Genomic DNA, 19,600 nt, shown 5'->3' with positions numbered 1-19,600 from the left:
AATACATCCATCAAGAAAATGCCCCAGCACCTTTTTAGAGTGTGGGGCATTTTTTTTGCATTTGCGGCAAATTATTTATCCAAGATTACAACGCCTTTAGCTTCAAATGCCAATTCTTTTTTCGGATCTGTGATTTTCGCAACCTCATCGGCAGATTTGTGCGCATCTTCCGCGTAATGACGCAAAGTTTCTACAGAGATGGTTTGCTTTTTTGCTACGCCATCCAAGACTACCTTTTTACCAACAATATCCATTGGCATGAAGAAGGCATAATCTTTAAAAGTTACCCTCATCGGATCGCCGTTTGGCATTTCTAAAGTCATCCAGCAACCTTTTTTCTTACATACATCAACCACTTTACCTTCTATCTTCATATCAACGGCAGGCTTATCACCCATAGCAACTTCCATTTTAGCTGCTGGCTTAACATCACCAGGTTTAACATCCTCGCCAAATTTTTGACCTTTATATTCTGATTGTGCAAATGCTATTGCAGCAAGTAAGCAAAAGCTTAAACTTAAGAGAATCTTTTTCATTGATTATGATTTTAATTTTTGTTCCAGTTCTGATTAAAACAAAGTTATCTAAATTTCTTTAAATTGTTAGCGCAAAAAAAATCCTCGCTAGCTCTCACTAACGAGGAAAATCATCCCTATTGTTATAGATCACATCCCATGATGTACAACATATTACCTTAGGCAAATGTTAATCCAAAAATCCAACAGGTATGCCAAACATTGTTAACGTATTGATTAATAGATATTTAATAAGCTTCCTGTATTGTACCAACATTTTCAACAATTTTTATTATGGGTATATTTTTCCCCAAATTGGGTAAACTTGTTGATTTGAAACCCCGAATTCCTCAATTACTTTAACCGAAAACCAAGCCGAAAACCTCTTCAATTTTGCTTACAGCTTTAATCTCTAAGTTATATTTTGTTAAATCAACCCCTTTTAAATTGTACTTCGAAATATAAATGGTTTCAAAGCCCAATTTGTCTGCCTCGGCAATACGCTGCTCAATCCTATTTACCGCTCTAATCTCTCCCGATAAACCCACCTCAGCCGCGAAACAGTTTTTAGATGAAACAGCGATATCCTGATGCGATGATATAATCGCAATAAGCACCGCTAAATCTATTGCAGGGTCTTCCACCCGAATTCCACCCGCAATATTTAAAAATACATCCTGTGTACTCAATCTAAAACCACAGCGCTTTTCTAGCACCGCTAACAGCATATTCATCCGCTTGGTATCGAACCCCGTTGCCGATCTTTGTGGTGTTCCATACGCAGCCGTACTCACCAAAGCTTGTGTTTCAATTAACATTGGCCTAGCCCCTTCCAACATCGCTGCTATGGCTATGCCACTCAGTTCCTCGTCACGTTGAGACAATAAGATTTCTGAAGGATTAGAAACTTCTCTTAAACCGGTTCCCTGCATTTCGTAAATACCCAGCTCGGCGGCTGCACCAAATCGATTTTTTATTGATCTTAAAATGCGGTAAACGTGGTGCCTATCGCCTTCAAACTGCAAAACCGTATCCACCATGTGTTCTAATATTTTTGGCCCAGCAATAGCACCATCTTTGGTAATGTGCCCAATTAAGAAAACAGGTGTTCCAGTTTCCTTTGCAAAGCGAAGCAGTTCTGCCGTGCATTCTCTCACTTGAGACACACTTCCAGGCGTAGAATCTATATGCGCCGAATGCAGCGTTTGAATAGAATCTACAACCAAAATTTCTGGCTCTAAAATCTCAATCTGCTTAAAAATATTCTGTGTCGAAGTTTCCGTCAAGATGTAGCAATCCGTAGAGGGATTTTCTGTTATCCTTTCCGCACGCATTTTAATTTGTTGTTCGCTTTCCTCGCCAGATATGTATAACAATTTCTTGCCTTTTAAATTTAAGGCCAACTGCAACATCAGCGTCGATTTTCCTATCCCTGGCTCACCGCCAATTAAAACCAGCGATCCTTCAACCAAACCCCCACCTAAAACACGGTCAAGCTCCTTATCGCCTGTTAAAATTCTCCTTTCTGTTGATGATTGAATTTCATCAACCTTACTCGGTTTACTTAACTTCCTTGCGCTTGTATCATTTTTCCAAGTTGGAATTGCCGTCGAGCTTTTCTCAACAACTTCCTCAACAAAGGTATTCCACTGATTGCAGGATGGGCATTTGCCTAACCATTTAGCCGATTCATAGCCACAGCTCTGGCAGAAATATGCTGTTTTTGTTTTTGCCAATTGATTTAAGATTTTAGATTACGAATTTAACCTTTAGCCACCTAAAGTGTCTTTATTTTTTTTGAACATAATTTACAGGGCGCGATGCGTATAAAAAGATCTAAAACCTAATTTTTAGAAAATGAACGCGCTGTAATCCTTAGCTCCTTCCGTCCTGCTTTCCCTCCAAGCCCAATAAAAAATTGGGGCTTTCCGTCCACTCAGGTTTAGTTGGGAGAGGGCAGTTCACTAATCAATTCCCTTCTACCTTCCAAAACAATCTAAAAAACAAAAAGCCCGATTTATAAAAATCAGGCTTTTTGTTTAATGTATTTCGGCTTACAATTTAATTTCTTCGTCTTTGGAAGAGATAAAATGAAACTCTGTTAAATGATAAGATGGTTGTGCCTTTACCTTAATCCACTGGCCGTAAGCAAAAAACCAACGCCTTTGCAAGTTGAAAATACCTTTGGTAATATAAGCTTCGATATAAGGATGTACACAAAGCGTAATCCCTTTTTCATTTTGCTCTCTTAAGATATAATTCAGATTATTTTCAATATCATCCATTAAAACGATACTCGCTTTAATTTCTCCAGTACCACCACAGGCTGGGCATTTTTCAACCGTAACAATATTCATCTCTGGTCGAACACGCTGTCTGGTAATCTGCACTAAACCAAATTTGCTTGGAGGCAAAATGGTGTGTTTAGCTCTATCCAGTAGCATCAGCTCGCGCAGGTAATCAAACAGCATTTTACGGTTGGTTGGTTTATGCATATCGATAAAATCGACAACCACAATACCACCCATATCACGCAAGCGCAATTGGCGAGCAATTTCTTTAGCCGCTTCTTTATTTACCTGTAAAGCGTTCTCCTCTTGGTTTTCTTTACTAGCCGTACGGTTTCCACTATTCACATCTACAACGTGAAGGGCTTCGGTGTGTTCTATAACCAAATAGGCCCCACCGGGTAGGTTTACCGTTTTACCAAAAGCATTTTTAATTTGCTTTTCTATTCCAAAGTGCTCAAATATTGGCTCTTTCTGTTTGTACAGCTTCACAATTTTTTCCATTTCTGGAGAAATATCATGCACGTAAGAACGAATATCATCGTACAACTCTGGTGTACTTACGTAAACGTTTGTAAAATCAGGATTCAGAATATCACGAATTAACGTTGATGATCTGTCCATTTCTCCCCAAACTCTTTTTGCAGGTTCGGTAAATGGCATTTTTTTAATAAAGTTTTCCCATTTTGCAATTAAATCTAAAAGATCTTTTTGCATTTCGGCAACACCTCTGCCCTCAGAAACGGTTCTGATAATTACCCCAAAATTTTGAGGTTTAATACTCTCTATAATCTTTTTTAAACGATTACGTTCGGTATTACTTTTTATTTTTTTTGATATGGATATGGTATTGGAGAATGGCACCAGTACCACATACCTGCCGGCAATTGATAAGTCGGAACTCAGTCTTGGTCCTTTGGTCGAAATTGGTTCTTTGGCAATTTGAACAGGGAGGAGCATATTTTTACTCAGCACATCAGAAATTTTGCCAGCCTTGTTTATATCGGCTTCTAGCTTTAAATTGTCTAATAATGTGCCTGTAACCGAGCCATTACGCTTGATCTTAGTTAGCTTAATTAAAGATTGTACCTGTGGGCCTAAATCAAAATAATGCAAAAACGCATCTTTTTCATAACCTACATCCACGAAAGCAGCATTCAGACCGGGCATGATTTTTTTAATGCGGCCTAAATAAATATCGCCTACAGCGTAGTTATTATTGATTTGTTCTTTATGAAGCTCAACAAGTTGTTTGTCTTCAATCAATGCTATGGTAACTCCAGCAGGAGTCGAATTGATAATTAATTCTTTTACCAACAGCTACAGATTTTAAGGCTTTCGCCCATTAACAAATGGATAGTAAACAAGAAAATGTTGATATAGCAAAAATTTATACAATGTAAATCATATAAAAGTATTTAAACCTCACAGTGTTCACCATGAGGTTTAATAAGCTAAATCAAATAAGAAACTATTTTTTCTTATGTCTATTTTTTCTTAAACGTTTTTTACGTTTGTGGGTAGCCATTTTATGTCTCTTTCTTTTTTTACCGCTTGGCATAATTTTAAGTTTTAAATGTTTTTATTAATCTGTTAATTAATTTTTATTCTTTAGTTCGGCAATCTTCTTATCAATAAATGATGACAATGTAGTGTTTGCCGCTAATTTTTTGCTTGCTAAATAAGCATCAACTGCTTCTTTATTTCTGCCTAAATTCTCTAAAGCTGTGCCTAAATAGAAATAGGCTTCAGGAGTTGGAGCAGCTTCAATAACCGTTTTAAAACGAGGTATCGCCTTATCAAACTGACCTGATTTAATGGAGAATAATCCTAAATTCATATTCGCCTTTACATTTTTAGGTTCTTTAGAAACAACATCTAGTAGCATTGCAATACCTTGCATTGGTGCGCCTAAGCCGTTTACTATCGTTACACCTAAGCCTGTTTTAGCCTCAATGTTTGCAGAATCTTTCTCTAATGCATTTTTAAAAGATGTATTAGCTTTCTGTAATAAAGCAGGTTGTGCTAAACTATCTTGGGTACTCTCAAAAGCTTTCAAAAACCTGTTACCAGAGGCCAACCAACTTTTTGAAGAAGGATTTCCTTCGGCTACAACTTCTAAATAAAGCGCAGAGGGTGTAATTTGCTCAACATCATCCCATTTCTGGGCCAACTGTTTCGCCAATTCAATTTTTTCAGTGCCTTTAGCAGTTTTGTAACTGTTCTCTAATGCAGTAATATCCGTAGCTAAATTCTTGTTAATTACGTTTTTTGCAGCGGTAGATGAAGTTTCAATGCTTAAAACACTAGAAGAGACTGGTGCCTGTCCTTCTGCCATTTGGCCGCTAGCAGGCATTTTTCCATTTTCTTCGGTTGGTTTTACTAAACCCTTAATATCTCTTGTAAATAAAAAAGCAACAAGCAATAAAATCGCTCCAACAATGATGGTTTGTTTTAATCTGATGCTGCTATTCACGATTTAAGATTTAGGCTTCTACTTTAATTTTTTTTGAATTGCTCTTCACTTTATCAACAAATACTTTTGCTGGTTTAAAGCTAGGCACAAAGTGTTCTGGGATAATTATTGCAGTATTTTTAGAGATATTTCTCGCAGTTTTCTGCGCTCTCTTTTTAACAACAAAGCTTCCGAAGCCTCTTACATATACATTTTCACCGCCAATCATGCTTGTTTTGATAACCTTGAAAAATGCCTCAACTGTTTCCTGTACATCAACCTTCTCAATTCCGGTTTTTGTTGATATTTCTGAAATAATATCTGCCTTAGTCATATTTACTTATTTATATATATTGTGTTTTAATATTATAACTGTTTTGGGGTTGCAAAAGTATTGCTTTTTAATGAGATAGGGAAATAAAAGATGATTTTTTTATCTCGCCAGTGATCAGCGAATTGCAAGTTTTTTTTTAAACGAATAAATACACCGTAATTTGCATCAATGACATTCCAAAATGAAATCATAAATTGGTACAACCAAAACAAGAGAGATTTGCCCTGGAGGCACACCAATGATGCTTATATCATATGGTTATCCGAAATTATTCTTCAACAAACTCGGGTTGAACAAGGGCTCCCATATTTTAACAGATTTTTAGAAAATTTTCCAACAGTTTCTGATTTTGCCATGGCAAGCGAGGCCAAAGTGTTAAAACTTTGGCAAGGTTTGGGCTATTATTCTAGAGGAAGGAACATGCATGCCACAGCGCAAATTGTAATGAGTGAGTTTAATGGCCAGTTTCCAACCCTGCACGATGATCTGCTTAAACTGAAAGGAATTGGCGAATATACCGCAGCGGCGATCTCCTCTTTTTCATCGGGCGAAGCAAGAGCCGTGGTTGATGGAAACGTTTTCAGGGTGTTAGCCAGATATTATGGAATTGACACCCCAATAAATGCTCCCAATGGAAAAAAGCAATTCTTTACTTTGGCGAATGAGCTAATGTTCAATGAAAACCCTGCACTGTACAATCAGGCCATTATGGAATTTGGGGCAATGCAATGCAAACCAAAATCTCCGGCATGTGAGCGTTGCCCACTTAACCAAACTTGCTATGCTTTTAATCATAACTTGGTTAAAGATTTGCCGGTAAAGCTTGGAAAAGCTGAAAAAAAACATCGGTTCTTTAATTATTTTATTTGCACACAAGGTGATCAAATTTTGGTTAGAGAAAGACAAGCGGGCGATATATGGCAACATCTTTACGATTTTCCATCGCTTGAAACGCAATTACGACCAAATTGGATGGATGCTGATTTTGATTTGAAGGTGAAAGATTATTTTGGGCTTAACTCCGAATTCACGCTTATCAGCTATAAAAAACACATTTTAACACACCAAATAATACATATACAATTTTTTGAATTAAAAAATTATATATTTAACTTTAGTAAGCAAAGGGAACTAAATTGGGTTTCTTTTAAAAAATTAGATGAGTTGCCACAACCGAAGGTCATCCACGATTTTTTAGAGGATCATTTTAAGAATAAGTTGGAATAACTAACCAACTAGGTAAAACAAATCTGATAAACGAAACAACTAACCAAAAATATTTTATGTCGGGTATTAACAAAGTTATTTTAGTAGGGCACTTGGGCAAAGACCCTGAGGTTCGTCATTTAGACGGTGGAGTAACTGTTGCAAGCTTTCCGCTTGCTACATCTGAAACATACAACAAAGATGGAAAGCGAGTAGAACAAACAGAGTGGCACAATATTGTATTATGGCGTGGCCTTGCTGAGGTAGCTTCAAAATATTTACAGAAAGGAAAACTGGTATATATTGAAGGAAAATTAAGAACTCGATCTTTTGAAGACAAAGAAAAAGTGAAGAAATATGTTACCGAAATTGTAGCCGAAAACTTTACAATGCTGGGTAGAAAAAGCGATTTTGAGCAAAGTCCATCTGCCACACTATCTTCTTCGCAACACACTGATTCTCCTTCCCAACATGCCGACACAAAAATTCATGATGAATTTACCATTGGCCCTTCTGATGAAAATGGAGATCTGCCGTTTTAAAAACTGAAATTGTAAAGCATAAAAAAAGCCTAAAATGATTAAGTTTTAGGCTTTTATTTTAATATGTTTCACTATCTGGCGGGATTCCGTAATCGATAAATTTTTTGTCCTTTTTTTCTTTCTTTTTGGTAAAAAATCCTTTAACGGAATTAAAAATGGCAGAAAGGTGCTCGGCATCTAAAGATTTTCCAACCTTACCCGAAACTAAGCCCACGGCTGCTTTGGTTAAAAAACCAGCACCACTAAACAGGGTTTTGTTCAAAAACATGGGCAATAGAAGCGACATAGCCGTTCCGCTCAGATTTAATTTATCATCTACTTTAAAAAGGTTACTTGGCGTAGCAAATTTTTTAATGAGCGAACCCAAAGTAAATTGATGCATAAAATTCTTTGCATCCGCTTTAAGCATTGTTTGCTTAAGGGTATATTCAACTTTAAGCTCAATTTTGGTTGCTTGTAAATCTGCCAGGTTTCTGATGTTTTTATAGCTTCGCATCTTCTTCCTCCTCTTTATCTGCAAGTTTATCAAAATACTTTCTAATGGCTACATTAATGATTGCTTTCTCGATATACTTATCCTTAGTTAAATAAACAACGATGGCTAGGAAGATATAAATTAATGATACACAGCCAAACCCGCCCGAGTAGCTTCCTAAAACATCAGAAAGATATAGGGCTAGAGTTACGGAGCCAAACAAAAAAGCCAGTATAAAACAAACAATAACCGCAGTACTCGTTACCAAATCTGCGAATATTTTCGATGCTTTTTCTACAAGATAAAGTCTGGTATATTCTACCCTTGCTTCAAGATATCCCTTGGCATCATCTACCAAATCTTCTATACTTTTATCCTTATTTTCTTGCATAATTTAGATGTAATTAAACCGGGCAGAAAGCACCCGGTTTTTTTTATTTTAGTTTAAGCGTGCTCTACGTCGTCGCTATATTCTTCTTCAACACTTCTCAATTTGGTTTTAATTGAGCTTACCACTTTATCCTTTAGGCTGGATAGGTTATTTATTTCATCTGCAGCTTTATCTTTAATAGAATCGCCTAAATCTTTCAGAGATTGGCTTAGTTTGTCACGTGTTTCTTCACCTTTTTCTGGTGCGAACAAAATTCCTAGAGCGGCACCGGCAGCTAATCCTGCTAAAAGAGCAACTACAACTTTTGAGTTATCATTCATAATATATGTATTTTAAGGGTTTAACGTTTACAATATAAGAACTCCTATATTATTTTATGGTTAAGCTATAAATTATAACTCATTATGCTCATTATTTGTTTTAATTCTTTCCAATCTTTCTGAGGCGACGGTACTGGTTTCATAAATTTTAACAAGCAGAATAAAATAAGATAGCAGAAGAGGGCCAAAAACGAGCCCCAGTATTCCGAACAAAGGAATACCAATAATTACGCCAATTACTGTTATTATAGGATGAATATTACCTACTTTTTTTGCGATGATAAATCTAAGCACATTATCAATATTAATAATGACCACAAAGCCAAAAATTAACATTGCCCAACCAGCGAAATTATTTCCTGTTGCAATTTGCAAAATAGCTGCGGGAACGAATACAACTGGTGGACCGAGTACGGGTACAAAAGAAATAAAAGTGGTAATTACCCCCCAGAAAACAGGGTCTTTGTAACCTAAAACAAAAAATGATAAACTCACCAAAGATCCCTGCACCAAACAAATCAAACCCTGTCCAAGTACATTGGCGTATGTTGTGTTGCGCATCTCATCACCAAATCTGAGCGCATTTTGCTCTCTGAAAGGTGCATATTTGATTAACGAATACTCGAATTTTTTTCGCTCAATAAGCATAAAGTACAGTAGGAAGAACATAACCAGTAAACTGAGTACAATATTTACTGCACTGGAAATTAAGGATGGAAAAAGCAATGTTGCCCAATTGCCCAGGCGATTTAATCCATCTTGAATTACACTTTCATTTATTTTAACTGGTATCAGGTGTTGAAGTTTTACCAGAAGATTTTTAAAAAATATTTCGTTGTTTTTTAATTCGGATATCTTACTAATTACCATGCTGCTTAGTGCATAAAATGGCAGGATAATTAATATGATCGATACTGTAATTAATGAAATGGCTACAAATCTCTTATTCCAGCCCTTAACCTCTGCAAAATAAATATAACCAGGCCGCATGATGGTATAAAGAACAAGCGTACTTAAAATGGCGCTGAATATGCCTTGCAGCGAATATGCAATTAATAGTCCAAGCGCGATTATAATTACAAGATTGATGTTATTGCGTTGCTTATAAGAAAATACCGACATATTATTTTTTGCTTGGTATTCTTAAAATACAAAAAGGCTTTATTTTGTTTTACTCATTTCCAGAATTATCTTCAACGGCTAGTTTAATGGCTTTTATTTTATTATAAAGCGTTTTTCGATCTATTTTTAAAGCCTTGGCCGCCTTCGTTTTGTTGAAGTTAACTTCCTTCAGCACATTTAAAATAGTATCATACTCCGCTTCTTGTGCTGCATTTTTCAAATCCTTTGGCTTGTCAGAAGTTTTAAGTTTCATCTGGCCCAAAACTTTTTCATGCTTGGATTCTTTAGCAAAATTAGACAACTCCAGTGGAAGTACATCCACCTGAATTTCGTTACCATCTGTTAACAAAGCAACTCGTCTGATTACATTTTTAAGCTCACGAACATTTCCTGGCCAGCCATAATTTAAGAAGCAGGTTTTAACCCCTTCGGAGAAGCCACGAATGTTTTTGTTAAGCTCTTGGTTGGCTACCGCCAAAAATTTATTCGCAAAAATTAAAATATCATTACCTCTCTTTTTTAATGAGGGAATGTGAATCGAAAATTCGTTGAAACGATGGTATAAATCTTCTCTAAACGTTCCTTTTACAATGTTTTCTGACAAATTTTCGTTGGTTGCAACTATAATTCGAACATCTAAATCTATTTCTTTGGTACTTCCAATTCGTTTTAATTTACGCTCTTGCACCGTTCTTAATAGAGTAGCTTGGATTTCGTATGATAAGTTACCAATCTCATCCAAAAACAAGGTGCCTCCGTTTGCCTGTTCAAAGTGACCAATCTTGGTGTATAGCGCTCCTGTAAATGAGCCTTTTTCGTGGCCAAAAAACTCACTCCCAGCAAGTTCTTTGGTAAGCGATCCACAATCCATTGCCACAAAAGGCTTATCTCTTCGCAAACTATTTAAATGGATGGTTTTAGCCACACATTCTTTACCTGTGCCACTTTTACCAGTTAAAATGATGCTATAGGAAGTTGGTGCAATGAGTTGAATTTGTTTTAGTAAGGCAACAGAAACTTCACTTTTTCCATCAATATATTCTGTATAATTTACATAATCGGATTCTGATTCGGCGCTGTTTTTCTTACCCGACCTATTATCCTGGTTAAGTGCTCGCTGGGTTTCGAGGGCTTTGTTTATGGTATTTAGTATCTCATCTGGATAAAGGGGCTTTGTGATATAATCATAAGCACCAAGCTTAATTAATTCTACCGCAAGCTTTATATCTGAATAGCCAGTGATGATGATTACTCCTGTTGCTGGGTAACTTTCTTTTATTTTGATTAAAATTTCTTTTCCATCAGTATCATCGAGACGGTAATCACAAAGCACTAAATCAAATCTTTCAGTTGCCATAATTTCCATGGCAGCGGTGCCAGTGATGGAATTCGAAACTTCAAATCCATTCCTGATCAGAAATTTTGAGAGTAAGAGACCGATGTTTACTTCGTCATCAATAATTAATATCTTCTTTTTCATCAGATGCAATCCGTTTTTTTATCCAATAGAAAAACCTAACCCAAAAATTATTAATTATCTTGTGGATAGGGCGTTCTAAAAGATTTTAGACGGTGCATAATTACTTATTTTTAATGAAAATGGGAAATATTTTCTACAGTTTTTTAAAATTAAAATAGAATTAATCATACATATGGTTATGCGCCCTTAAAGTTAGCTTTTCTTTTTTCTACAAATGCACTTACACCTTCTCTAAAATCTTCGGTTTCAAAACACTTTCCAAACTCCTCAATTTCAGTACCATAACCATCATTGCCATTTACTGATGCGATTACAGACTTCATTGCAGCTGCAATTGCTAATGGCGCGCGCAATTTAATTAGGTTTAAAATTTCTTCTGCCTTACTTATTAACTCACTTTGAGACACAACGTAATTGATGAGTCCTATTTTTTCTGCTTCTACAGCTGTTACCATATTTGCAGTTGCAATTAACTCTATAGCCTTTCCTTTTCCAACCAATTGGGTTAATCTCTGCGTACCACCGTAGCCGGGAATCAATCCTAAGGTAACTTCGGGCAGGCCCAACTTGGCATTTTCTGATGCAATTCTGATGTGACAGGCCATTGCCAATTCTAAGCCACCACCCAGCGCAAACCCATTAATGGCTGCGATGAAAGGTTTTGTTGAATTTTCGATTGCATCAAATACTTGTTGATGACCTCGCTTCGCCAATTCTTCGCCTTGTTTTCCGTTGTAATCAGAAAATTCTTTGATATCGGCACCAGCCACAAAAGCCTTTTCACCGGCACCGGTTAGTATTACGCCCCTAACTTCAACAGTTTCATTGGCATATTCTATTACATCTGCTAGCTCTGTTAGGGTATCTTTATTTAAAGCGTTTAAAGCCTTTTCCCGATTGATGGTAACGTAAAGGATATTTTCTTTTAATGTTGATACTAGATTTTGATATGCCATGACCTAAAAATTTCTGTTTTCTGTAACCCAATTTGTTATGTATTCTGTAATGCTTGCCATTGTAGTGCCTGGCGGAAATAATTCACCAACACCCAATTCCGTAAGCTTTAGGCGGTCGCCTTCCGGAATAATGCCACCTCCAGTTAAAAGCACATCATCCATTTGTTTCTCTTTCATAAACTGAATTATTTTTGGGAAAACAGTCATATGTGCGCCTGATAATATAGAAATTCCAATGGCATCAACGTCTTCTTGTAATGCCGTATTTACCACCATTTCAGGCGTTTGACGAAGACCTGTATAAATGACTTCCATGCCGGCATCGCGAAGAGAAGTGGCGATTACCTTAGCGCCTCGATCATGGCCATCTAAGCCAACTTTTGCCACTAAAACACGGATTGGTCGGTTTAATGCTTTGCTCATAATAAATATTAAGTTGATGTAAATGTATTGATTTTGCTTCTCAAATTAATCATTAACTAAAACAAGTAGAATTACGCTAAACTTTTTACCTTTGCAATCCTAATTTACAGGTTTTTATGAGTGAAGAGAAGTCATTGAACTTTATTGAAGAAATTGTTGAGAACGACCTAAGTAGTGGCAAGTATGAAACTTTGGTTACGCGTTTCCCGCCAGAACCTAATGGTTACTTACACATTGGCCATGCCAAAGCAATATGCCTAAATTTCGGATTAACACAAAAATATGGTGGCTATACGAATTTGCGTTTTGATGATACCAATCCGGTTACAGAAAAAACGGAGTATGTAAACAGCCAGCAAGAAGATATTAAATGGTTGGGTTTTAACTGGAAAAATGAGTTATATGCATCTGATTATTTTGATAAACTATATTCATTTGCCGTAAAGCTGATTAATAAAGGATTGGCTTACGTTGATGAAAGCTCTGCTGATGAAATTGCAACTTTGAAAGGCACGCCAACAGAACCTGGAACGGATAGTCCCTATCGTAATCGCAGCATTGAGGAAAATTTGGACCTTTTCACCAGAATGAAAAATGGTGATTTTGCTGATGGCGTTTATATTTTGAGGGCTAAAATAGATATGGCGAGCACGAATATGCTAATGCGTGATCCTATTATTTACCGTATAAAACATGCCGAGCATCACCGCACAGGAAATAAATGGTGTATTTACCCAATGTACGATTTTGCGCATGGGCAAAGTGATAGTATTGAGCACATTACACATTCCATTTGCACATTAGAGTATGTTTCACACCGCGAGCTATACGATTGGTTTATAGAAAAACTTGAAATTTTTCCTTCTAAACAATATGAATTTGCCCGTTTAAACCTTACTTCTACCGTAATGAGTAAGCGTAAGCTACTTCAGTTGGTTAACGAGAATTTGGTTAATGGTTGGGACGATCCGCGGATGCCTACCATTTCTGGTTTGCGCAGGCGAGGTTTTACACCAAAAAGCGTTCGTGAGTTTTGCGAACGTATTGGTATTGCGAAACGCGAAAATCTAATTGAGTTAAGCTTGTTAGAATTTTGTATTCGAGAAGACTTGAATAAATCAGCCAATCGGGTAATGGCGGTGTTGGATCCAATTAAGTTAATCATCACGAATTACGAAAAAGGTACTGAAGATTTAATCGGCGAAAATAATCCAGAAGCTGAGGATGGGGGCGGAACACGGGTAATTCCTTTCAGCAACGAACTTTGGATTGAGCGTGAAGATTTCATGGAAGTTCCTGCAAAGAAATGGTTCCGTTTGGCTCCAGGTGCAATGGTTCGCTTAAAGTTTGCGTATATTATTAAGTGCGAAGATTTTGTGAAAGATGAAAATGGTAACGTAACCGAAATTCATTGTACATACATACCGGAATCAAAAAGTGGCAGTGATACCAGTGGCATCAATGTTAAAGGCACTATCCATTGGGTGAGTGCACAGCATGCAAAAACTGCAGAAATTCGTTTATACGACCGTTTATTTACTTCTGAAACTCCTGATGCTGAAGAAGGTGATTTTAAGGATTATCTAAATCCTGAGAGCTTAAAGGTTATACCAAATGCCTATATCGAACCCGCTTTAGCTCATGCCGATTTAGAAGGTCGTTATCAGTTTATCCGCAAAGGCTACTTCTGTTTAGATAAAGATTCAACAAACGATAAACTGGTTTTCAATAGAACGGTAACACTGAAAGACACGTTTAAGAAACCCAACTAGTATACTGCCAAGGAAGCACTAAAGGCAAGGAAAGCTCATTCAGAGTTAGAAGACCCAATTCCATGTAAATCCGTGCTTCCGTGGCAAAAAATGTAAGTAATTGCCACGGACGCACTGAAAAGCTATTTCCAGGTTAAAAAGACTTAACTCCGTGTTTTTGGCGTTACAGTTTATACTAAAGCCTCTTAATATTTGGTGTAAACATTATACAAAACCAATATATCAACCGGTGTTAAAGTTTTGCTGATATCAGATTGTATAAAATGGATTTTAAAGGCTTCAATAGCAGCTGGCAAGTTCGCAGTATTATAGCCAATATATTTTAAAGCTTTTTCGGTATCAAAATCAGTCGGCGGATTTTTCAAAATATCATCGTACCAAAAACCAAACCCCTTATCAGCCAATTTTTTCCAAGGAAAATTTTTCGGATCATTTTTACGCCCAGGTGCGATATCGGCATGGCCGATAAAGTTTGCAGTGGGAATTCCGTAGGTTTTCTTTAACGTTGCCAATAACTTAATTAAACTATTGATTTGAGCATCGGGCCATGAATCTGTAAGTCCGTTATTATCCAGCTCAATTCCGATTGAGGAGGAATTTAAGTCTGTGTCCTTGCCCCATTTACTTACACCAGCATGATTTGCCCTCAAATAATCGTTCACCATGTGCACCACTTTACCATCGCGACTAATTACATAGTGTGCACTGGTTGCAGCCCTAGTGGAGTGAAAGGTTTTTATGGTTTGAGCTAAGCTATCTTGAGCAGTATGGTGAATAACTACAAAATTGGGTTTTCGTATCCCAAAATTTACAGAACCAACCCAAGCTTGGTTTGTTGCTTCAACAGAATCATAAAGCTGACCTTGAGGTGGGGTGCTGCTAATAACTTTAGAGAAATCCTTAGCTTTTTGTTTATAAATTTTTTCGGTTGCTGCATATTTATTTGTACTGCATGCAGATAAAAAGAACGCGGCAAGAATTAAAAAAATTGAGGGATGTTTTACGGATAGCATGACATTTTTATTAAGAGAATGAAGGTACGAAAGTATGGTAAAGTTAATCCTTTGCATCAAACTTTATACAAAGCTTTTAAATTTTACTAATTTAGAACCCAATATACTTTCCGCATGAATAACATATACAAAACAAGCATACTTTTATCAACGATTGCACTTTCAACGAGCCTTATTACTGGCTGCACAAACAGTTCTAAACCAACTGGAAGTCAAACTGTTATTATTCAAAAAGATAGCCTTATTGATTACGTTGCGCAGCGTTTGCCCATTTACGAAAGAGTTAGGCTTTCAACAAATATTAATCAACTAAGCGTAAACGATCGTAAAATTTTGCCCTTGCTTATACAAGCTGCAGAAATCATGGACGAGTTATACTGGAAGCAAACCTATCCGCAACGCGATAGTTTATTGGCTACAATTAAAGATGAAAAAACCCGAGATTTCTTAGCCATAAATTATGGCCCTTGGGATAGGCTAAATAATGAAAAACCCTTTGTTGCAGGCGTTGGAAATAAACCAGAGGGCGCATCTTTTTATCCTTATGGAATAACAAAAGAAGAAATTGAGAAATCTGATTTGAAAGATAAATTTGGCGCCTACTCAGTTGTTCGCAAAGATACCGCAGGGAAACTGACCACCATTCCATACCATATTTTATATGCTTCAGAACTTCAAAGAGCCTCCTCGCTACTAAAGCAGGCGGCACTAATTACCGAAGATGCTGGTTTAAAGAAATACTTAAACTTAAGGGCCGATGCATTGGTAACCGATAACTTCACCGCTTCCGATTATGCCTGGTTGGATATGAAAACCAATGGTTTGGATTTAATTATTGGTCCGATAGAAAATTACGAGGATAAACTTTTTAATGCTCGAACAAGCTATGAAGCTTATGTTTTAGTGAAAGACAAAGAGTGGAGCAAGCGCTTGGCGAAATATGTAAAAATGCTTCCAGACTTGCAGAAAAATTTGCCCGTTGCGGCAAAATACAAAACCGAAACCCCTGGAACGGATTCTGAATTAAATGCTTATGATGTTGTGTATTATGCTGGCGATTGCAATGCGGGATCTAAAACCATTGCAGTAAATTTACCAAACGACGAAAAAATTCAACAGGAAAAAGGCACTCGTCGTTCTCAGCTAAAAAATGCAATGAAGGCGAAGTTTGATAAAATTTTAATTCCGATTTCCAAAGAACTTATTTCTGCTGAACAACAACAATACATCAAGTTTGATGCTTTTTTTGCGAACGTGATGTTTCATGAAGTGGCACATGGCCTAGGAATTAAAAAAACAATCACAGGAAAGGGTTTTGTTCGTGAAGCATTAAAAGAGCAATATAGTTGGTTAGAAGAAGGTAAGGCTGATATTTTGGGCCTATACATGGTAACTGGCTTACTCAAAAAAGGAGAACTACAAGGAGACATTAAAGACTACTACACCACTTTTATGGCTGGTATTTTACGTTCTGTTCGATTTGGAGTTTCTGAAGCACATGGAAAAGCCAACATGCAATGCTTCAATTATTTTAAAGAAAAAGGTGCTTTTGAGCGTACTGCTCAAGGAACTTACCGCGTAAACTTTGATAAATTTGCAACGGCCATGAACGATTTGAGCTCGTTTATTATTACGCTGCAAGGTAACGGTGATAAAATCGCTGTAGAAAAAACCCAAAAAGCCATGGCTGTAATCCCAGCTGAGTTAAAAAGCGATTTGGAAAGATTAACAAAGAAAAACATTCCAGTTGACCTCGTTTTTGAACAAGGGGTTGATGTACTTGGAATGAAATAAAAATAATTCTTTTTCTATTTAAAAGCTTAAGCCGCAGAATTTATCTGCGGCTTTTTTTTGAGCATTTTTTCCTATTTTGAATTTCCGGTTACCTTTTCAAAAATCAATGATCTTACCAATAAGTACAAACACAGGGATTAGCGCACACAAGACAGAATAGAATAAGGTTGGCTATCTAAAACCGTGACCGTTTAAAATGACTGAAAATAGGAGCACTTGGGTTTTAAGATGGGCACATTAATCATTACTTTAGTTCTAAATAATTATCCTATGAAAAAATTTATTCTATTTGCGCTCTTATTAAGTTCTTTCCAAATCAAAGCCCAATTTAATATCAATGGCGGTGCTGAGCAACTTAATGATCAACAATTACCAAAAAATTGGTTCTTCTCCTTCAACGATCTACAAAAAAAAGCATATTCTGTTTTAGTGGATAGCAGCCAAAGGGTTGAAGGCAAGTATAGCCTCTCAATAGAAAAAAAAGGGCCAGAGTTTGAGTTCGGTGTTATTGATTATCCAATCACACAAATTTTTGAAGGCAAAAATATCGAATTAAGGGCTTCCATCAAGACTGAAAAAGTTACATCAGGCTACGCGGGTTTATGGATGAGGATTGATGACTCTGAGTTTAAATCCATCGCCTTCGATAATATGGACAATAGAGGGGCTAAGGGCGATACAGATTGGAAACAGTATGTAATCAAATTAGATTACAATAGTGATGAAGTTAAAGTGGTGCACATAGGGGGCTTACTCGTTGGTGATGGCAAAGCGTGGTTTGATGATTTTCAACTTTTCATGGATGGAAAACCGATTAATCAGGCTCCATTAAAGAAGATAGCATTAAAACAGGCAGATGTAGATACCGCATTCGCGAATGGTTCGAATATAAAGTCCATCAAACTTAATGATCAGCTCACTAAAAATTTATTAGTAACAGGCCAATTTTGGGCCTTTTTGAAATATCATCATCCTTCTATTGCAAATGGCGATTACAATTGGGATGCAGAACTATTTAGGCTGCTCCCTTCTGTAATCGCAGCGCAAAATAACAACGAGTTAAATACCGCGCTGGAGAAATTTTTAGATAAACTACCAAAACCGGGTGCATGCAGAACCTGTGAAACAATTGAGAATGACCGGTATGAAATAAAGCCTGATTATGGCGTATTATTGGACAAAACCATATTACAACAGCCGCTTGTAGATAAGCTGCTCTTTATCAAGAACAATCGAAACACGAATAAAAATTACTACATAGAAATGGCGCCCGGTGTTTCCAACCCGGTTTTCAAAAATGAAAAAGCCTATATAAATATGAGCTATCCTGATGCTGGGTATCGCTTATTATCGCTTTACCGTTATTGGGCCATCATAAATTACTATTTCCCTTATAAAAATGTTATTGGCCAAGATTGGAATAGTGTTCTCCAAAAATTTATACCAGATTTTGTTAATGCAAAAAATGAATTGGAATACGGTAAGGCTACTTTAAAGTTAATTGCAATGGTAAACGACACTCATGCAAATCTTTGGAGCGGCAGTAAAGCCTTAAATGATTTTAAAGGGAAATATTCTGCGCCTCTACAGGCAAAGTTTATTGAAAATAAATTAGTCATTACAGCCCTACATACCGATACATTGGATGTTCAGCGTAAATTGAAAGTAGGGGATATCATTTTATCCATTCAAGGGAAAGACGTTAGTAGCCTCATTAAAGATTATCTATTCATAACACCTGCGTCAAATTACGATACTCAATTGCGTGATTTACCTACAAACTATTTACTCAGAAGTAATGAAACAAGTTTAGCGATTAAGGTTAACCGAGATGGAAACCTATTTACTTACAATTTGCCGATGGGCAAACTGAGTCAGGGTTATAGATATCCAGACTTTGAAAAGGCACCATCTTTTAAACTTATAAATGAAAATATTGGTTATGTGTATCCAGGTAAATATAAAAATGACATGCTATCAGATATCAAGAAACAATTCCAAAATACAAAAGGGATTATCATTGATATGCGTTGTTATCCTTCAGAATTTATGCCTTTTACTTTTGGAAACTATATAAAAAGCAATTCAACACCCTTTGTAAAGTTCACTGTTGGTAGTACGCAATATCCTGGCTCATTTAAGTTCGGAAAAACAATACCAAATGGCCAACGGGCTAAGGATAACTATAGCGGAAAAGTGGTTGTTATCGTTAACTCAACTTCCCAAAGCCAAGCAGAATATACAACAATGGCATTCCAAAGCTCACCAAATGTTAAAGTAATCGGAAGCACAACTGCTGGTGCGGATGGAAACGTATCTGCCATAGTTTTGCCCGGCGGTTTAAGAACGATGATATCAGGTATTGGTGTGTTTTATCCGGATGGGAAACCAACCCAAAGAGTTGGTGTAAAGGTTGATGAGATTGTTTATCCAACAATTGATGGAATTAAGAACGGAAAAGATGAACTTTTAGAAAAGGCCATTGAAACTCTGAACAAAGGGTGGTAGAAAAAG

18 protein-coding genes are annotated in these 19,600 nt (G+C 36.8%); 5 read left to right on the top strand and 13 right to left on the bottom strand.

The genetic code is table 11. From position 1 onward, the window contains the following. Positions 1-71: 71 nt before the first annotated feature. From DHW03_RS10820 to DHW03_RS10800, 5 genes are all read right to left on the bottom strand, one after another. Positions 72-536, bottom strand: a complete 465-nt coding sequence (locus DHW03_RS10820; RefSeq protein WP_109925802.1) for a DUF4920 domain-containing protein — start codon at positions 534-536, stop codon at positions 72-74. A gap of 338 nt (positions 537-874) precedes the next feature. Continuing rightward, positions 875-2,251, bottom strand: a complete 1,377-nt coding sequence (gene radA, locus DHW03_RS10815) for a DNA repair protein RadA (RefSeq protein WP_109925801.1) — start codon at positions 2,249-2,251, stop codon at positions 875-877. A 318-nt stretch (positions 2,252-2,569) separates the two neighbouring features. Further along, the gene (locus tag DHW03_RS10810; protein ID WP_109925800.1) at positions 2,570-4,120 is read right to left on the bottom strand and encodes an Rne/Rng family ribonuclease; all 1,551 of its coding nucleotides are present in this window, start codon (positions 4,118-4,120) and stop codon (positions 2,570-2,572) included. 280 nt (positions 4,121-4,400) lie between these two features. Further along, entirely contained in the window at positions 4,401-5,279 is an 879-nt protein-coding gene (locus DHW03_RS10805) for a tetratricopeptide repeat protein (protein WP_109925799.1), read from the bottom strand. A gap of 10 nt (positions 5,280-5,289) precedes the next feature. Continuing rightward, positions 5,290-5,592: an HU family DNA-binding protein gene (locus tag DHW03_RS10800; protein WP_055909222.1), complete on the bottom strand. Its 303-nt coding sequence runs from the start codon at positions 5,590-5,592 to the stop codon at positions 5,290-5,292. Positions 5,593-5,760: 168 nt separating this feature from the next. On the opposite strand from DHW03_RS10800, the gene mutY reads away from it, so the two are divergent. Both mutY and DHW03_RS10790 read left to right on the top strand, forming a co-directional pair. Then, entirely contained in the window at positions 5,761-6,819 is a 1,059-nt protein-coding gene (gene mutY / locus DHW03_RS10795) for an A/G-specific adenine glycosylase (RefSeq protein ID WP_109925798.1), read from the top strand. Positions 6,820-6,875: 56 nt separating this feature from the next. Then, positions 6,876-7,340 carry a single-stranded DNA-binding protein gene (locus DHW03_RS10790; RefSeq protein ID WP_109925797.1) on the top strand — a complete coding sequence of 155 codons (465 nt, stop codon included), beginning with the start codon at positions 6,876-6,878 and terminating at the stop codon, positions 7,338-7,340. A gap of 58 nt (positions 7,341-7,398) precedes the next feature. Here DHW03_RS10790 and DHW03_RS10785 read toward each other — a convergent pair whose 3' ends face one another. The 7 genes from DHW03_RS10785 to DHW03_RS10755 all read right to left on the bottom strand — a co-directional run bounded on the left by DHW03_RS10785 (position 7,399) and on the right by DHW03_RS10755 (position 12,507). Beyond that, positions 7,399-7,836: a hypothetical protein gene (locus DHW03_RS10785; RefSeq protein WP_109925796.1), complete on the bottom strand. Its 438-nt coding sequence runs from the start codon at positions 7,834-7,836 to the stop codon at positions 7,399-7,401. Next, complete coding sequence (locus DHW03_RS10780; RefSeq protein ID WP_109925795.1) at positions 7,823-8,206, bottom strand: phage holin family protein; 384 nt, start codon at positions 8,204-8,206, stop codon at positions 7,823-7,825. Before DHW03_RS10780 ends, DHW03_RS10785 begins: the two co-directional genes overlap by 14 nt. Before the next feature lie 53 nt (positions 8,207-8,259). Then, positions 8,260-8,526: a YtxH domain-containing protein gene (locus tag DHW03_RS10775; protein ID WP_109925794.1), complete on the bottom strand. Its 267-nt coding sequence runs from the start codon at positions 8,524-8,526 to the stop codon at positions 8,260-8,262. 72 nt (positions 8,527-8,598) lie between these two features. Then, complete coding sequence (locus DHW03_RS10770; protein WP_109925793.1) at positions 8,599-9,648, bottom strand: AI-2E family transporter; 1,050 nt, start codon at positions 9,646-9,648, stop codon at positions 8,599-8,601. Between the two features lie 49 nt (positions 9,649-9,697). Beyond that, complete coding sequence (locus DHW03_RS10765; protein ID WP_109925792.1) at positions 9,698-11,128, bottom strand: sigma-54-dependent transcriptional regulator; 1,431 nt, start codon at positions 11,126-11,128, stop codon at positions 9,698-9,700. A gap of 176 nt (positions 11,129-11,304) precedes the next feature. Beyond that, entirely contained in the window at positions 11,305-12,084 is a 780-nt protein-coding gene (locus tag DHW03_RS10760) for an enoyl-CoA hydratase/isomerase family protein (RefSeq protein ID WP_109925791.1), read from the bottom strand. A gap of 3 nt (positions 12,085-12,087) precedes the next feature. Further along, complete coding sequence (locus tag DHW03_RS10755; RefSeq protein ID WP_109925790.1) at positions 12,088-12,507, bottom strand: cobalamin B12-binding domain-containing protein; 420 nt, start codon at positions 12,505-12,507, stop codon at positions 12,088-12,090. A 116-nt stretch (positions 12,508-12,623) separates the two neighbouring features. Here DHW03_RS10755 and DHW03_RS10750 point away from each other — a divergent pair, with 116 nt between their 5' ends. Further along, positions 12,624-14,279, top strand: a complete 1,656-nt coding sequence (locus DHW03_RS10750; protein WP_109925789.1) for a glutamine--tRNA ligase/YqeY domain fusion protein — start codon at positions 12,624-12,626, stop codon at positions 14,277-14,279. A gap of 185 nt (positions 14,280-14,464) precedes the next feature. Here the strand turns inward: DHW03_RS10750 and DHW03_RS10745 are convergent, their stop codons facing one another. After that, positions 14,465-15,292: an N-acetylmuramoyl-L-alanine amidase gene (locus DHW03_RS10745; protein ID WP_109926029.1), complete on the bottom strand. Its 828-nt coding sequence runs from the start codon at positions 15,290-15,292 to the stop codon at positions 14,465-14,467. A 114-nt stretch (positions 15,293-15,406) separates the two neighbouring features. On the opposite strand from DHW03_RS10745, the gene DHW03_RS10740 reads away from it, so the two are divergent. Beyond that, positions 15,407-17,086 carry a dipeptidyl-peptidase 3 family protein gene (locus tag DHW03_RS10740; RefSeq protein WP_109925788.1) on the top strand — a complete coding sequence of 560 codons (1,680 nt, stop codon included), beginning with the start codon at positions 15,407-15,409 and terminating at the stop codon, positions 17,084-17,086. Positions 17,087-17,356: 270 nt separating this feature from the next. Continuing rightward, positions 17,357-19,594: a S41 family peptidase gene (locus DHW03_RS10735; protein ID WP_165825407.1), complete on the top strand. Its 2,238-nt coding sequence runs from the start codon at positions 17,357-17,359 to the stop codon at positions 19,592-19,594. The last annotated feature ends 6 nt before the right edge of the window (positions 19,595-19,600 follow it).

This window comes from Pedobacter yonginensis (assembly GCF_003173595.1).
GTDB classification, from domain to species: domain Bacteria; phylum Bacteroidota; class Bacteroidia; order Sphingobacteriales; family Sphingobacteriaceae; genus Pedobacter; species Pedobacter yonginense.
This window is presented reverse-complemented; position numbering and strand designations above follow the sequence as displayed.

What these genes read in the sequence shown, in the direction of transcription:
- DHW03_RS10760 (WP_109925791.1), bottom strand. Translation starts at nt 12,084, where the DNA reads ATGGCATATCAAAATCTAGTATCAACATTAAAAGAAAATATCCTTTAC.
- DHW03_RS10790 (WP_109925797.1), top strand. Translation starts at nt 6,876, where the DNA reads ATGTCGGGTATTAACAAAGTTATTTTAGTAGGGCACTTGGGCAAAGAC.
- DHW03_RS10755 (WP_109925790.1), bottom strand. Translation starts at nt 12,507, where the DNA reads ATGAGCAAAGCATTAAACCGACCAATCCGTGTTTTAGTGGCAAAAGTT.
- DHW03_RS10740 (WP_109925788.1), top strand. Translation starts at nt 15,407, where the DNA reads ATGAATAACATATACAAAACAAGCATACTTTTATCAACGATTGCACTT.
- mutY (WP_109925798.1), top strand. Translation starts at nt 5,761, where the DNA reads ATGACATTCCAAAATGAAATCATAAATTGGTACAACCAAAACAAGAGA.
- DHW03_RS10775 (WP_109925794.1), bottom strand. Translation starts at nt 8,526, where the DNA reads ATGAATGATAACTCAAAAGTTGTAGTTGCTCTTTTAGCAGGATTAGCT.
- DHW03_RS10785 (WP_109925796.1), bottom strand. Translation starts at nt 7,836, where the DNA reads ATGCGAAGCTATAAAAACATCAGAAACCTGGCAGATTTACAAGCAACC.
- DHW03_RS10770 (WP_109925793.1), bottom strand. Translation starts at nt 9,648, where the DNA reads ATGTCGGTATTTTCTTATAAGCAACGCAATAACATCAATCTTGTAATT.
- DHW03_RS10750 (WP_109925789.1), top strand. Translation starts at nt 12,624, where the DNA reads ATGAGTGAAGAGAAGTCATTGAACTTTATTGAAGAAATTGTTGAGAAC.
- DHW03_RS10820 (WP_109925802.1), bottom strand. Translation starts at nt 536, where the DNA reads ATGAAAAAGATTCTCTTAAGTTTAAGCTTTTGCTTACTTGCTGCAATA.
- DHW03_RS10765 (WP_109925792.1), bottom strand. Translation starts at nt 11,128, where the DNA reads ATGAAAAAGAAGATATTAATTATTGATGACGAAGTAAACATCGGTCTC.
- DHW03_RS10735 (WP_165825407.1), top strand. Translation starts at nt 17,357, where the DNA reads ATGAAAAAATTTATTCTATTTGCGCTCTTATTAAGTTCTTTCCAAATC.
- DHW03_RS10800 (WP_055909222.1), bottom strand. Translation starts at nt 5,592, where the DNA reads ATGACTAAGGCAGATATTATTTCAGAAATATCAACAAAAACCGGAATT.
- DHW03_RS10780 (WP_109925795.1), bottom strand. Translation starts at nt 8,206, where the DNA reads ATGCAAGAAAATAAGGATAAAAGTATAGAAGATTTGGTAGATGATGCC.
- DHW03_RS10745 (WP_109926029.1), bottom strand. Translation starts at nt 15,292, where the DNA reads ATGCTATCCGTAAAACATCCCTCAATTTTTTTAATTCTTGCCGCGTTC.